Here is a 15530-nt window from a genome sequence, read left to right as displayed (position 1 = left end):
AAGATGCTGAAACTACGGTTGAGCGACGAGGACCTCGTAACGATCGGCAAGATCACCGCGGAGGTCACCGGGCGCTTCTCGTCCATCGAGGATCCCGCCCTGCACCGGGCCGCCCAGGTCTACGCGCACGAGCTGCCCCGCGGACTGCGGACGGCGCTGGTCGACTTCAAGCTGACCGAGCCGTCGGGCGTGCTGGTCGTGTCCGGACTGCCGGTCGACGACGCCGACCTCGGCCCCACCCCGCCGGACTGGCGCGACAAGGAGGCGCCGGACGCGACGCTGCGCCTCGACATCCCGTTCCTGCTGATCAGTTGCCTGCTCGGCGAGCCGATCGGCTGGGCCACCCAGCAGGACGGCCGGGTCATGCACGACATCTTCCCGATCCGTGCCCACGAGCACGGTCAGATCGGCTGGGGAAGCGCGGAGACGCTCGCCTGGCACACCGAGGACGCCTTCCACCCCCTGCGCACCGACTACCTGGGCCTCATGTGCCTGCGCAACCCCGACGGGGTGGAGACGACCTTCGCCGACATCGCCGACGTCCGGCTCGACGACGCGACGCGCGCCGCCCTGGCGGAGGAGCGGTTCCGGATCCTGCCGGACGACTCGCACCGTCCGCAGAACCAGGCCGCGGGCGGCCGGGAGGATCCCGAGGTGGTCGAGCTGAAGCGGCGCAGCGCCGAGCGGGTGGAGAGCGCCCTGCGGTCCCCCGAGCCGGTCGCGGTGCTCTTCGGTTCTCCGAAGGATCCGTACGTCCGACTGGATCCCTATTACATGCGGGGTGTGCAGGGCGAGTCCGAGCAGCGGGCACTGGAGGTGATCGGAGCGGCCCTGGACAGCGCGATGAGCGGAGTGGCCCTGGCTCCCGGCGATATCGTTTACATTGACAACTATCGCGTGGTCCACGGCCGCAAGCCTTTCCAGGCGCGTTTCGACGGAACCGACCGCTGGCTGCGTCGGCTGAATATCACCCGCGATCTGCGAAAGTCCCGGCACACGCGGTTGTCGGCGGAGTCGCGGGTAATCCACTGAGCAGCGGACGGCGCCGCCGGCCAGCCGGCCGGCGGCGTGCGGCATGCGGCGTAGGGCGTGGGGCGTGCGGCATATGCGGCTGTCACCACCAACTCGCGCCGGACTGAGCCGATGTGATACACCGTCACCTGTCGGCCCGGCGGCCGGCCGGAACCGGCGGGTAACATTTCGATTCCCCGACACGTTCCTCAACTCGGCAAACAAATGCTATCGAGCGGGTCACGCGCCCTTCGACAAGTGATCAACGAGCTTCACCACATCTCCATCTCACAGCCCGGGCAAGATCGAAAGGACCCGATCTTGCCATTGTCCACGACACGCCATTAGGCTCTCCGCACAAATGGCGTATTCAGGTGTGACACGGGGGCGTCAGTGTTGCGCATTCACGTAACAAGCGAAGACATTCAACGGTTAAGAATGGTTCATACCTTAGGGCCGATGTCCGAAGCAGTCTTCGCACTTCACCGTTTCGGGCGTGACCGGGCCCGCGCCAGTGTCGGTTGGCACCGGTTCGTGCGTGAGCGCCTCGGCGACGATCTGCCCGCCGTGGACAAGGTCGTGTCCGAGTACCAGGTGGTCCCCGATCTCCTGTGGCTGCTCGAACGGGACGGAGCCGACGCGGACTCGGTGCCGTCGGCCGTGCGCGCCCGGGCTCGCAGCCTCGCCCAGGTGGCCGTCCTGTTCTGCTGCGCGGGCGTCCTGCCGTTCTGGTCGCGGATGCAGGCCCGACTGGAGATCGAGCGTGACGTGCGCGGGCGGATGGCGATCACCAACGGCATCGAGTTCCTGCTCGCCGGCCTGCACCCCAAGGTGACCTGGGAGTCGTCGGAGATGCACATCGCATCCGACCTCGACCTCGACATCAAACTCGACGGGCGCGGCCTGATCCTGAGCCCCTCGCTCTTCCTTCCCGCCAAGACCTGCGTGCTCATCCGCTCCGAGCGGCAGTCCAGCCTGCCCGCGCTCGTCTTCTCCGTGCCGCTGCACCTCAACGACCTGGAGCCGGCCCCCGAGGAGTCAGGGGTCGAGGGCGACCGGGCGCTGGCCGCCCTCGTCGGGGCCACCCGGGCGGCCGCCCTGCGCGCGCTGTCCGAGAGCGGCACCACCGGCGATCTGTCCGACCGGCTCGGCATCTCCCTCTCCGGCGCCAGCAAGCAGGCCACCGTCCTGCGCGAAGCGGGTCTGATCGCGACGATTCGCAACCGCACCACCGCCACCCACACCCTCACCCCGCTCGGCTTGGCGCTCCTGCAAGGGGACTTGCCGACCGAGCTCACCAGTCCCCCGGGCACCCCGGGCCATCCGCAGGCAGGTGAGCTGCGCGGCAATCCGCGGTCCCGCGGCGCTAGCGCATGACCCGCGTCTCGACCACGCGACCCCCGGCCAACAGCACCACCGTGTCGGCCCGTTCCAGCTCGGCCAGGCCCACGGCCGACGCCAGCACGCAGAGTCCCCGCCGGTCCACCAAGTCGCGCAGCAGGTCCAGGATCGCCGCCGCGCCGGCGGGCGGCAGTCCGCCGGTGAGGCCGTCGGCGAGCAGCACGCCGGGGGCGTCGGCGAGCGCGACCGCGACCGCGGCCGCGCGTTGCCGACCCTCCGTCAGCTCGCGCACGGGGGTGTCCCGCTCCTCCCACAGGCCCAGCCGGTGCACCGCCTCACCCAGCAACTCGCCTCCCCCGGAGGGCAGTCGGTCGAGCACCGAGGCGAGCGTGCCGACCGTCGCCAACTGTTCCGTCACCGGCAGGAGCCCGATGTGTGCCAGCCGCAGACCCTCGGCGCGACGAACCTCGCCCGCCGTCACCGGATCCAGCCCCGCGGCGCACCGCAGGACGCCTGTCCGGTCCGCGGCGGCCGGCCCGGCCAACGCCGTCCAGGTGCCGGCCTCGCACCCGAGACTCACGTTCTCGATCACATATCCGGACTCGATGCCCCCGGCTCCGATCGCGCTGACATGGCGCACGTGCAGGGCCGGACGATGGTCTGTCATGTCGATCTCTTTCAACGCTCGGGAGGTAGGTTGTGCGACCGGTCCGCCGTACCCGTTTCCACTCCGGCGGAGGTGGGCCGATATTATCCATCTCCGGTTCCGGACAATCAGCTTGAGCGGAATGTTATGGCCTCCAGCACTGATGAGCCCATACCCTCCTCCGCAGGGAAAGAACTACAGTCAGCTGTAATGCGCGCCGCATCCCGGTGTGCTCCGGCCGTCCGCGGCTGGGTGTCGCTGCTGCCGCGGGCCACGGTCTATCTGCTCGGGGAATTCGGCACCGCGGCCATGAGCCTGCTGTCGTTCCTGCTGCTCTGCCACCCGGGCATGCGACAGGCATGGGCCGAACGACATCGGCAGCGGGCCGGTCGTCTGCTCGGCCGCCCGGTTCGCGCGCAGAGCATCGCCCTGCCCCGTCATCTGTACTGGCTCCCCCTGCACGTCACGTTCGGCCTCGCCTGCGGGCTCGCCGCGGTCCTCTGCGCCGGCAACGCCCTGCTGCTGGTGGCGCTGCCGCTCTCGTGGACGTTTCCGGTGGAGGACAGGCCGACGACGCTGCTGGACATCCGGGTCGGCTGGACCGGAACGATCGCCGGTCCGTCCGTGGGGACCGTCCTGTTCGCCGTCGGCTGCCTGGCCCTGCCGACGCTCGCCACGGGCTACGCCCGGCTGACCCTCGCCCTGCTCGCACCGTCGCGCACCCAGCGACTCGCCGATCGCGTGGCCACGCTCACCCGCACCCGCAGTGACGCACTCGAAGCGCACGGCGCCGAGCTGCGGCGGATCGAGCGCGACCTGCACGACGGCACCCAGGCCCGGCTGGTGGCCATGGCCATGCGGCTCGCGATGGCCCGGCGGTGCCTCGACCATGACCCAGCCACCGTCGCCCGGATGCTGCGCGAGGCGACCGACATCAACGAGGAAGCGATGGTCGACCTTCGCGAGGTGCTCCGCGGAATCTACCCACCCATCCTCGCCGACCGCGGGCTGCCGGGAGCTCTGCGCACCGTCGCCGCCCGGGGCGGCGTGCCGGTCTCGCTCGACATCGGCGAGCTGCACCGGATCCCGGCGGCCATCGAGACGGTCGCCTACTTCGCGGTCACCGAGGCGCTGACGAACGTGGCCAAGCACAGCCGGGCCACCGAGGCGGGGCTGAGGGTGTGGCGCGCCGAGGACAGGCTGACGGTCGTCGTCACCGACAACGGCGTCGGTGGCGCCCGGGAGACCGGCGGCAGCGGGCTGGCCGGTCTCCGGGGCCGGGCGCAGGCCCTCGACGGCTGCGTCACGGTCGTCAGCCCCACCGGGGGCCCCACCACGATCACCGTGGAGCTGCCGTGCGGATAGTCATCGCGGAGGACAACGTCCTGCTCGCCACCGGCCTGGAGCTGCTGCTCACCAGTTCCGGCCACGAGGTGGCCGAGGTCGCCGCCGACGCCGAGGGATTCCTGGCCGCCGTGGACCGGCACCGCCCGGCCGTCACCATCGTCGATGTGCGGCTGCCGCCCCGGTTTCGCGACGAGGGGATCCGGGCCGCGATCGAGGCCCGGCGGGTCCACCCCGGCCTGCCGGTCCTGGTGCTGTCCCAGTACGTGGAGCAGACCTACGCGTCCGAGCTGCTCTCCGCCGGCGGGCGCGGCGTCGGCTATCTGCTCAAGGACCGCATCAGCCGGATCGACGAGTTCCTGGCGGCGCTCGACCGGGTGGCCGCCGGCGGCACGGCGCTCGACCCCGACGTGGTGGCCCAGTTGCTCGCCAGGCGGACCCAGCCCTTGTCCACCCTCACCCGACGGGAGCAGGAGGTCCTGGCGCTCATGGCGGAGGGGCACGACAACGCGACGTTGGCCAGGAAGCTGTCCGTCACCGACAACGCCGTGCACAAGCACATCGGCAACATCTTCGCGAAGTTCGAACTCACCGAGCCCGACGCCGGCCATCGCCGGGTCCGAGCCGTCCTGACCTATCTGGAATCGTCCTGACGGCTTTGCCGTCGAACCCGACAATGCCGAGCCCGAACACAATCGAACCCGACGAACTCGAACACGAACGCGAACACGAATAACCCCGGATACGACAAATCGGTGGGCCCCGTTCGACGAACGGGGCCCACCGATTTCGGGACACGCTAGGACCGCCGGACGCAGAGCCTCCCGGTGATCTGCACCCGATCGACGTCCCCGGTCGCCGGGTCGCGCAGGAACCGTCCGAGGTACGGCATCGCCGCGCGCGGACCGCCGTCCGTGGGCGTGCGGAAGGAGAGGTCCTCGGCGACCAGGAGCCGCACCGGAGCCGCACCGGCCACCGAGAGCCGCAGGTCGCCGTCCTCGGCCTCGACCCGGCACTCCCAGCCGCCGTTGGCGTAGCGCCCCGCACACTGCGGCGGCGCCGACCCGGGCGCGGCGTCGATGTCCTCCCGAGGATGGTCGCCGACCTCCAGTCCGGTTTCGCCCAGCCGCCCGAGCAGCGACTCCCACAGGCGCGCGCCGGTGCTGCCGTTGGCGGTCAGCGCCACCACCGTCCCCGTCGACGGGTTCGCGCGCAGGTGGCTCCACGCGCCGTCGCCGGTGCCGTCGTGGCCGAACCAGGCGCCGTACCGCGACCATCCGGCGCCCCAGCCGTCCGCCAGGCCGTAGGCGCCCACGGCGAGCCCCGACGTGACGTCCTCGCGCATCGACCGCGCCGTCGCGGCGTCGAGCAGGGCCGCACCCGGGCCGAGGCCCAGGTGTGCGGCGCCGAACACCGCGAGGTCGCGGGCGCAGACGCGCAGGCCGGCCGCCGGGTCCTCCAACGGCGGTACGGACTGCTCCTCGATGGGCCGGGGCCGGCCGGCCGGGCGGACCAGATGGCCCAGGGCGGCCGGCGCCGCGGCGTCGTGCCCCAGCGGGCGCAGCAGCATCGAGTGCACGGCCTCCGCCCAGTCCAGCCCGGTGATCTCCTCGACCAGGCGGCCGGCGATCAGGTAGCCGGGGTTGGAGTAGGAGAAGACCGTCCCCGGGTCGTGCACGGCCAGTTCGGCCGCGTGCCGGGCGAGCCACCGGGCGCGGGTGGTTCCCGGTGGCAGCTCGGCGGTGTTGGCCGCCAGGCCCGCGGTGTGGCCGAGCACCTGCCGCAACGTGAACTCCCGGCCCGCACGCAGCTCGCCCAGCTGTCCCGCCAGGGGCTCGTCCAGGTCCGCTTCGCCGTCGGCGACCAGCAGGGCCGCGAGCGTCGCGGTGAACGGCTTGGTGAGCGATCCGAGCGGGAACGCCGTCGCGACCGTCACCGGCCTGCCCGATCCGGCCGCCTCCTCACCGGTCTCCGCGGTGACGAGGCGGCCGTCGCTCCAGAGCGCCACCTGGGCGCCGGGCACGCCGTGTCGGAGGGCCAGCTCCGTCAGCAGGTCCTTCACCGGGCGTCCTCCGCCGCGAGGGCCGGCTCGCACAGGCGGGCGATCGACCGCAGCGCCGCCACGAGTTCGGAGCCGACCCGTGCGATCGTCTCGGGCTCGTGCAGATTGACCGAGTAGTAGAGGTCGAAGCCGAGTCGGCCGCCCTCGACCGCGCCGACCACCTCCAGCGCCTGCACGACCCGCTCGCGGTCGTCCTGTTCCCGGCCGATCGGGTCGTGGAAGGCGTGGAACAGCGAGCGGTCGGCCGTCCGGGTGATCTCCTCGGTCTGGCTGTGGTAGTTGAACAACACCGCGGGAGGCGTGTGCTCCGCGGCCGGTGCGCCGGGCCCGGCGAGGTGGCGCAGCGCGCCGTACCCGAGCCCGTTGCCGGGAACGGCGCGCAGGCAGCGGCGCACCGACCGCACGACGGCCGACCAGTCGGCCTCGCCGTCCGTCCGTCCGGGCACCTCCAGCGCGACGGGGTACGAGCTGGTGAACCACCCGACGGTACGGGACAGGTCGACGTCGTCGAAGATCTCCTCACGTCCGTGGCCCTCCATCTCGATCACCAGCCGGTCGTCGCCGGACCAACGGCACATCGTCCAGGCCAGCGCGGAGAGCAGCACGTCGCTGGCCCGGGCCCGGAACCTGCCCGGCGCCACGTGCAGCAGCGCCGCGGTCTCGTCCCGCTCCAGCCGCACCGGCAGGATCCGGCGCGACGACACCACGTTCGGTCCGGGGCCGTCGGTGGGCAGCGGCGCCGCCTCGGGCACCGCGTCCCAGTGCGCGCTCTGATCGGCGAAGCCGCCGGCGGCCGTGTGCGCCGCGAGCCGGGTGGCCCACTGCCGGAACGAGGAGGTCTTGGCTCCGAGGTCGATCTCCTCGCCGTCGAGCGCCTGCCGGTAGGCGAGGTCCAGGTCGTGGTTGAGGATCCGCCATGACACCGCGTCGATCACGAGGTGGTGCACGGTCAGGTGCAGGTGCGCCCGCCGGCCCGGGCCGAGGTCGAACAGGACCGCCCGCAGCAGTGGTCCGGCTGCCAGGTCGAGGCCGGTGTCGGCGGCCGCGGCGAGCCGGTCCATGACCGGGGGCAGCTCCTCGTCAGGCAGCCCCGAGAGGTCGTGGCGCTCGAACAGCTCGCCGGTCTCGGCCGCGGCGTTCCACTGCGACCAGCCGTCCCGCTCGTCGTGCGGGTACCGCATCCGCAGCGCGTCGTGGTGCGCGACGACCGCCGCGAGCGCGGCCCGCAGCGCCGCCTCGTCGGTGTCCGCCGCGAGTTCCACGTGGATCGACTGGACGAGGTGCTGCGGGGCGACGGTGTTGCGCGCGAAGAACTCGTGCTGGATCGGGGTGAGCGGCACCTGGCCGGCCTCGGCCTCCTGGGTGGCGGCGACCCGGCGGTCCCGGCCGGCCGCGGCGACGAGCCGCTCGACGGTCGGATGGCGGAACAGGTCGCTGGAGGAGACCTGCAGTCCGGCCCGGCGGCTCTTGAACACGACCTGGATGCTGAGGATCGAGTCGCCCCCGAGGTCGAAGAAGTCATCGGTGACACCGACCCGTTCCACGCCGAGCACCTCCGCCCAGATCCCGGCCATCGTGCGCTCGTCGGCGGTGCGGGGTTCCGCAGAGGCCCGGCCGGCCGCGGCCGTCACCGGCTCCGGCAGGGCGCGGCGGTCGACCTTGCCGTGCGCGGTGAGCGGGATCCGGTCCAGCCGGACGAGCACGGCCGGGACCATGTACTCGGGCAGCCGGTCGGCGAGGTACGAGGTCAGCACGGCCGGCTCCTGCTCGGAGACCACGTACCCGACGATCCGCCGGCGGCCCGGCTGGTCCTCGCGGACGATGACGGCCGCCCTCGCCACGTCCGGGTGCCGGGCGAGCGCCTGCTCGATCTCGCCGAGCTCGATGCGGTAGCCGCGCAGCTTCACCTGGTCGTCGGTACGGCCGACGAACTCGAGCGTGCCGTCGGGAAGCCAGCGCATCAGGTCGCCGGTGCGGTACATCCGGGAACCGGGCGGCCCGAACGGGTCCGGCAGGAAGCGTTCGGCGGTCATACCGGGCCGGTCCCGGTAGCCGCGGCACACGCCGTCCCCGGCGAGGTACGCCTCCCCCGCCACGCCCACCGGCACCACCTGCAGGTCCCGGTCGAGCAGGTAGACCCGGGCGTCCGCGCTGGGCCGACCGACCGGAACGGTCCGTCCGGGGCGCCCGCCGCGCCCGACCGGGAAGCAGGTCGCGGTCACCGAGCACTCGGTGGGCCCGTACGCGTTGACGATCCGCAGCTCCGGCAGCCGGTCGAGGACGCGGGCGCAGTGCGGTGCGGACAGCGCCTCACCGCCGACGACGACCTTTCGCAGCCCGGCGAGGATTCCCGGGTCGGTGTCGGCGACGGCGTGGAAGAAGCCCGCCGAGAACGACATCGCCTCCACCTCGTTGGCGCGCAGGAAGGTGTCGAGTTCGTCGACGGAGTGGAAGTCGCCGGGCCGCACGGCCAGGCACGCGCCGCTGAGCAGCGCCTGCCACAGCTCGTTCTGCGCGGCGTCGAACGAGATCGAGTGGTGCTGGGCGATCGTGGCGGCGTCGCCGAAGGTGTGCTCGCCCGCGGCACGCACCAGGCGGACGAGGCCGCGGTGGGTGACCATGCCGGCCTTGGGCGTGCCCGTCGAGCCCGAGGTGTAGACGAGCACGGCGAGGTTGTCCGGGACGGTGCGCGAGGGCACCGGCCCGGCGGCGGGCCCGGTCCGCAGGTCGTCGATCAGCAGGACCTCGGCGCCGGTCGGCGGCAGGCCGGGCGCGAGCTCGGCGCTGGTCAGCATCACCGGGACACCCGAGTCGCGGAAGAGGTAGGCGAGGCGCTCGACCGGGTAGCCCGGGTCGAGCGGCACGTACCCGCCGCCCGCCTTGAGCACCCCGAGCATGGCGGTGATCATCTCGGCGCCGCCCGGCAGGCAGATGCCCACCGGCACCTCCGGACCGACGCCCCGGCCGACGAGCTCATGGGCGAGCCGGTCGGAGCGGGCGTCCAGTTCGGCGTAGGTGAGGCGGGTGTCGCCGGCGACGACCGCGGGCCGGTCGGGGTGTTCGCGCGCGACCTCCGTGAACAGCTCGTGCAGGCACCGGTCGGGGTAGCCGGACGGGGTGCCGTTGAACTCCTGGATCAGCCGGTCGTGTTCGGCGCCGCGGACCGTCGGCAGGTCCCGCAGCCGGGTGCCGGGCGCCGCCACCATCCGGTCGAGCATGCCGATCAGGTGATCGGCGAAGCGGCCCGCGGTGGCGTCGTCGAACAGGCGCGGGTCGTAGCCGAGCCGCAGGTGGAGTCCGTCCACCAGGTGCGCCACGCAGGTGAGCGGGAAGTTCGACGTCTCGAGGCCCGCCAACGACCGCACTCCCAGCCCGTGGCGCTCGGCGGCGTGCTCGTCGTACGGGAAGTTCTCGAAGACCACGCAGCTGTCGAACAGGTCGGTGCCCGCCGGGATCGCGGCCCAGTGCCGCACCTGGGCGAGCGAGACGTACTCGTACTGGCGGCCCTCGACCTGCTGCTCCTGGATCCCGCGCAGCCAGGCGCGCAGGTCGCTGTCGGGCGAGACGGTCAGCCGGGCGGGCAGGGTGTTGATGAACAGGCCGACCATCTCGTCCGAGCCCGGCAGGTCGGCGGGCCGGCCGCCCACCGTGGTGCCGAAGCAGACCTGCCGCTCGCCGCTGTAGCGGGACAGCAGCAGGGCCCAGGCGCCCTGGATCAGGGTGTTGACGGTGACCCGGGCCTCCCGGGCGAAGCGCTCCAGCCGCCCCGTCTCCGCCGCCGTGAGTTCGAGGTCGATGTGGCCGGTGTCGCGGGACTGGTGCGAGCGCAGCGGCGCCCGGTCGTACGGCAGCGCGGTGGGCGCGGCGAACCCGGCGAGCAGGCCGGTCCAGTACGCCTGCGCCGCGGCGGTGTCCTGCTCGCCGAGCCAGCGCACGTACTCGCGGAACGGTCGGCGCGGACGCGGCGGCGCGACCTCGCGTCCGCTGAGCGCGGCGTGCTCCGCGAAGACCTCGCCGAGCACGTCGGCGAAGCTCCAGCCGTCCAGCAGCAGGTGGTGCGAGGAGCAGCGCAGATGGACGCTGGACGCGGAGAGCCGGGCCAGGTGCAGGCGCAGCAGCGGCGGCCGCGACAGGTCGAGCGGTTCCACCGGAGCCTCGGCCAGCAGGCGCACGCGCTCCCGCTGCTGCGCCTCGGTCAGCTCCGACCAGTCCTCGACGACGACGGGCACGCGGACGTCCCGGTGGACCACCTGCAGGGGGCGTCCGCCCTCGGCGTCGGCGATCGCGGTACGCAGCACGGGCGTGCGGTCGACCACCCGTTGCCACGCCTCGGCGAGCAGGGCGGGGTCGGTGACGCCGTCGAGGACCAGCCCGAGGTGGGTGAAGTAGATGTCGTCCTCGTGCGCGTCGAGCGAGTGGAACAGCAGGCCGCTCTGCATCGGCGTGAGCGGGTAGACGTCCTCGACGGTGCGGCCGTCCCCGGCGATCCGGTCGACGCCGGCCTGGTCGAGCCCGGCGAGCGGGAAGTCGGACGGGGTGCAGCCGCCGGCCCCGGCGCAGTGCGTCACGATGTCGGCGAGCGCGGCGGTGAACCGCGCCGCGAGGCCGGCGATCGTCGCCTCGTCGTGCAGCGCGGCCGAGTACTCCCAGGAGAACTCCAGCCGGCCGTCGCGGACCATCCCGGTGATCTCCAGCGGGTTCGGGCGGGTCAGGTCGGCGCCGCGGTCCGGGACCGGGCTGGGCCGCCAGCCGCGCAGCAGTCCCGCTCCGGTGGCCACGTCGAAGTGACCGTGGTAGTTGAAGCCGACCTGGCAGCGGCCGCCGCCGAGCCCGGCGTCCTCGGTCAGGTAGCGCAGGGCGCCGTAGCCGAGGCCGGCCTCGGGGATCGCGCGCAGGGTCTCCTTGACGGCCTTGAGCCGACTGCCCCAGTCCGCTCCCGGGACGGGCAGCACGACCGGGAAGAGCGTGGTGAACCAGCCCGCCGTACGGGACAGGTCGACGTCGTCGAAGAGGTTCTCCCGGCCGTGGCCCTCCAGTTCGACCGCGACGGCGTCGCCGCCGGTCCAGCCGGCCAGCACCGCCGCGAGCGCGGTCAGCAGCACGTCGTTGACCTGGGTGCGGTACGCCGCCGGTACGTCCCGCAGCAGCGCGCGGGTCAGCTCGGCATCGAGGCCGGCCTCGACCGTCCGGGCGTCCGCGAGCGTGTCCGGCGCCGTGCGGTCGAGCGGCAGGGGCCGGCACGCGGCGGACGCGGCCTCGACGGCCCGCCAGTACGGTCGCTCGGCGTCGAAGCGGCCGGACCCGGCCGCCTCGGTCAGCCGGGTCGACCATTCCCGGAATCCGGTGGACTTCTCCGGCAGGTCGACCGGCAGGCCCCGCACCGCCTGCCCGTAGGCGAGTTCCAGGTCGGAGAGCAGCACCCGCCAGGTGACCCCGTCGACGACGAGGTGGTGCAGCGTGACGAACAGCCGGTCGGGCTCGGGGGCACCGGAGAGCAGCACCGCGCCGAGCAGCGGCCCGGCGTCGAGCCGGAAGCCGGTCTGGGCCGCCGTGACCGCCTCGCGGACCACCCGCTCGCGGGCCGGACCGTCCAGGCCGGACAGGTCGACCGTACGGAACGGCTCGCCCGTCTCGGCGATCGCGCAGTGCTGCCGCCAGGCGCCGTCCGCGTGGACGGCGCGCAGCCGCAGCGCGTCGTGGTGGTCGAGCAGCGCCGTGACCGCCGCGCGCAGGGCGGCCGGATCGGTGCCGGGTGCGAGCTCGACGAACATCGACTGGTTGAAGTGGGCGGCGCCCTCGGGGTACTGCTCGAAGTACCAGCGCTGCACCGGGGTGAGCGGCACGTCCCCGACCGCGCCGACGGCCGCCTGCGGCGCCGGCTGGTCCGCGGTCCGGACGACCGCGGCCAGGTCGGCGACGGTCTGGTGCAGGAAGATCTGCTTGGCGGTCAGCCGCAGGCCGGCCCGCCGCGCCTTCGACACGACCTGCAGCCCGACGATCGAGTCGCCGCCGAGCTCGAAGAAGTTGTCGCCGACGCCGACCATGCCGGGCGGGAGGCCCAGCACCTCGGCCCAGATCGCGGCGAGTTCGGACTCGGTGCGGTCGCGCGGCGGTACGTGGTTCCCGGCGGCGTGGTCGGTGGTGGCCGGCGTCGGCAGCGCCTTGCGGTCGAGCGTGCCGCTCGGTGTCATCGGAAGCTCGTCGAGGACGACGAGTGCGGAGGGTACGGCCGGGTCGGGCACGATCCCGGCGAGGAACGCGCGCAGCTCGGTGAGGGTGGGCGCGACGGCGTCCGCGACCAGGTAGCCGACGAGCCGGTCGCGGCCGGCCGGGTCGGGTCGCACCGCGGCGGCGGCCGCCGCGACGCCGGGGTGGCGCAGCAGCGCGGCCTCGACCTCGCCGAGCTCCACCCGGAAGCCGCGGACCTTGACCTGGTCGTCCGCGCGGCCGAGGTACTCCAGGTCGCCGTCGGGCCGCCAGCGTCCGATGTCGCCGGTGCGGTAGAGCCGCCCGTCGGTGAACGGGTCGTCGAGGAAGCGCTCCGCGGTGAGCTCGGGCCGGTTCCAGTACCCCTGTGCCACCCCGCCGCCGCCGATGCAGATCTCGCCGGGCACGCCGACGGGAACGGCACGCAGCCGGGAGTCGAGCACGTACGTGCGGGTGCCGCTCAGCGGCCGGCCGATCGGCACGACCGCCGTGTCGCCGAGCGCGCCGGCCCGCAGCCGGTACGTGGTGGAGTCCACGGTGGTCTCGGTGGCGCCGTAGTTGTTGGTGACGACGGCGTCGGGGGCGAGCGACGCCAGGACGGCGGCCGCGTCGGCGGCCAGCCAGGCTTCCGAACCGACCGCGAGGACGCGCAGCGAGTCCGCCCGGCGGCCGCTCCAGGACAGCTCCTGGGTGACGGCCTTGGCCAGCGAAGGGGTGGTCACCAGCAGCTGCGGGCGGACCTCGGCGATCAGCGCGGCCAGTGCGGGCGGGTCGGTGATCACCTCCGCCGGGCAGATGACCATCTCGCCGCCGTACATCGCCGACATCAGGAAGTCGCCGAGGAACAGGTCCACGGCGAGGCTGGACACCGACAGGGAGCGGCCGCGCAGTGCGGTCAGGTCGTATCGGGCGTCCCAGGCGCGCATCATGTGGCCGACGTTGCGGTGGCTGACCATCACGCCCTTGGGGCGGCCGGTGGAGCCGGAGGTGTAGACGACGTACGCGAGGTCGTCCGGCCCGACGGCCGTGACGGGCGCCGTGGCGGGGTGGCGGGCGATCGCGTCCTGGTCGGTGTCGAGGCGGATCGTGGTCCGGGCGCCGTCGCCCGCCGTCGCCGAGTCGGTGATCAGCACCGGGGCGGCGGCGTCGTCGAGCATCATGGCCAGCCGCCCGGCGGGGTGCTCGGGGTCGAGCGGCACGAACGCGCCACCGGCCTTGAGCACGGCCAGCAGCGCGACCATCGCGTCCACCCCGCGCTCGAGGCGGACGCCGGTCAGCACGCCCGGGCGGACGCCGGCCTCGACCAGGTGGTGCGCGAGGCGGTTGGCCCGGGCGGCCAGCTCGGCGAAGGTGAGCCGGCGGCTGCCGTCACTCACCGCGACGGCGGCGGGCGTCCGGGCCGCCTGCTCGTCGAAGACCTGGTGCAGGGTCCGCGGGTCCGGCGCCGGGTCGGCCGGTGCCTGCCAGTCCGCGGTGAGCGTGCGCAGTTCGTCGGCCGGCACCATGGACAGGCCGGCGAGCGGCGCCTCGGGCTCGTCGGTCACCGCGCGCAGCAGGGTGACGAGGTGCCCGCCGAGCCGCTCGATGGTCGCCCGGTCGAACAGGTCGGTGCTGTACTCCAGGTAGCAGACGAGCGAGGAGGCGTCCTCGTAGAAGTCGAACGTGAGGTCCAGCTTGGCGACGTCGACCGGCGGCTGGATCTCGGTGACGTCCAGCCCGTGGAAGGCCGGCAGCGTGTCGGCCATGTTCTGCAGATTGACCATCACCTGCACCAGCGGCGGCCGGGACGCGTCCCGGTCCGGCCGCAGCACGTCGACGAGGCGCTGGAACGGGACCTCGTCGTTGGCGAACGCCTCCAGCAGGCCGGTGCGCACCCGGCCGAGCAGTTCCGTGAACGACAGCGACTCCTCCACCCGGGTGCGCAGCACCACCGTGTTGATGAAGAAGCCGATCAGGTTCTCCAGCTCGGGCCGCGCCCGGCCCAGGGTGACCGTGCCGACCGCGGCGTCGGGTTCGCCGCAGTACCGGGCCAGCAGCACCTTGGTGACCGTGACCAGGGCCATGAACAGCGTCGCGTCCCGCCCACGGCTCAACTCCCGCAGCCGGCCCAGCACATCGGCGGGGATCTGCACCGCCAGCATCGCGCCGGCGGACGTCCGCACCGGCGGCCGCGGCCGGTCGGTGGGCAGGTCGGTCGTGCGCATCCCGGCGAGCCGGTCGCGCCAGTACCCCAGCTGTTCGTCGAGCGCGCCGGACCGTTCGCGCTCCCAGACGGCGAAGTCGGCGAACTGCACGGGCAGTGCGGGCAGGGACGCGGCGCCGCCGCCGGTGCCCGCGGCGTAGCCGGCGGCCAGCTCGGCGAGCAGCCGCCCGGTCGACCAGCCGTCGCAGACGATGTGGTGCATGGCCAGCACGAGCACGTGCTCGTGGGCGTCCACGCGCAGCAGGGTGGCCCGCAGCAGCGGTCCGCGGCGCAGGTCGAACGGGGTGTTCATCTCCGCCGTGAGGAAGCGCTCGACCGCGAGCGCGGCGTCGGGCCCTGACACGTCGACGGTGGGCAGCGACCGGACGGTGTGCTCGTGCACGACCTGGACGCCGCGGCCGTCGAGCGCGTCGAACGTGGTGCGCAGCGTCTCGTGCCGGCGCACGACCTGGTCGAGCGCGGCACCGAGCGCCGCGGCGTCGAGCTCGCCGCGCAGCCGCAGCGCGCGCAGCGCGTTGTACTCCGGGCTGTCCGGTTCCAACTCGGCCAGGAACCAAAGCCGTTCCTGTGCCGACGACATCGGCGGCAGGCCGTCGCGGGGGGCGGCGGGGATCGGCCGGTCCACGGGCGCGGACTCGCCGGCGAGGCGGCGCAGCAGCTCCGCCCGCAGGTGGGCCGGTACGGAGGCGAGCATCTCGTCGGACTGGGTCATCTGC

General features: G+C 73.3%; 7 protein-coding genes. 4 read left to right on the top strand and 3 right to left on the bottom strand.

Annotated features, from left to right (window positions below; all coding sequences use genetic code 11):
• Window positions 1-3 precede the first annotated feature (3 nt).
• Window positions 4-1032, top strand: a complete 1029-nt coding sequence (gntD, locus tag ACZ3YL_RS27245) for a guanitoxin biosynthesis L-enduracididine beta-hydroxylase GntD (protein WP_188307767.1) — start codon at window positions 4-6, stop codon at window positions 1030-1032.
• Between the two features lie 513 nt (window positions 1033-1545).
• On the top strand, window positions 1546-2388 hold the full coding sequence (locus tag ACZ3YL_RS27240) for a helix-turn-helix domain-containing protein (RefSeq protein ID WP_188307766.1): 843 nt from the start codon (window positions 1546-1548) through the stop codon (window positions 2386-2388).
• Here the strand turns inward: ACZ3YL_RS27240 and ACZ3YL_RS27235 are convergent.
• Entirely contained in the window at window positions 2378-3019 is a 642-nt protein-coding gene (locus ACZ3YL_RS27235; protein WP_188307765.1) for an ATP-binding cassette domain-containing protein, read from the bottom strand. The genes ACZ3YL_RS27240 and ACZ3YL_RS27235 overlap by 11 nt on opposite strands.
• A 189-nt stretch (window positions 3020-3208) precedes the next feature.
• On the opposite strand from ACZ3YL_RS27235, the gene ACZ3YL_RS27230 reads away from it, so the two are divergent.
• Both ACZ3YL_RS27230 and ACZ3YL_RS27225 read left to right on the top strand, forming a co-directional pair.
• Window positions 3209-4363: a sensor histidine kinase gene (locus ACZ3YL_RS27230; RefSeq protein ID WP_465660178.1), complete on the top strand. Its 1155-nt coding sequence runs from the start codon at window positions 3209-3211 to the stop codon at window positions 4361-4363.
• Entirely contained in the window at window positions 4354-4995 is a 642-nt protein-coding gene (locus ACZ3YL_RS27225) for a response regulator (protein ID WP_188307763.1), read from the top strand. The genes ACZ3YL_RS27230 and ACZ3YL_RS27225 overlap by 10 nt, the downstream gene beginning before the upstream one ends.
• A gap of 146 nt (window positions 4996-5141) precedes the next feature.
• Here the strand turns inward: ACZ3YL_RS27225 and ACZ3YL_RS27220 are convergent, their stop codons facing one another.
• Both ACZ3YL_RS27220 and ACZ3YL_RS27215 read right to left on the bottom strand, forming a co-directional pair.
• Window positions 5142-6404, bottom strand: coding sequence for a serine hydrolase domain-containing protein (locus ACZ3YL_RS27220; protein ID WP_465660177.1), 1263 nt, complete (start codon window positions 6402-6404; stop codon window positions 5142-5144).
• Window positions 6401-15526 carry an amino acid adenylation domain-containing protein gene (locus tag ACZ3YL_RS27215; protein WP_465660176.1) on the bottom strand — a complete coding sequence of 3042 codons (9126 nt, stop codon included), beginning with the start codon at window positions 15524-15526 and terminating at the stop codon, window positions 6401-6403. Before ACZ3YL_RS27215 ends, ACZ3YL_RS27220 begins: the two co-directional genes overlap by 4 nt.
• Window positions 15527-15530 lie beyond the last annotated feature (4 nt).

Source organism: Kitasatospora sp. NPDC023176 (genome assembly GCF_055560495.1).
Note: the sequence above shows the minus strand (reverse complement) of the source record. Positions and strands in the feature narration are given on the sequence as shown.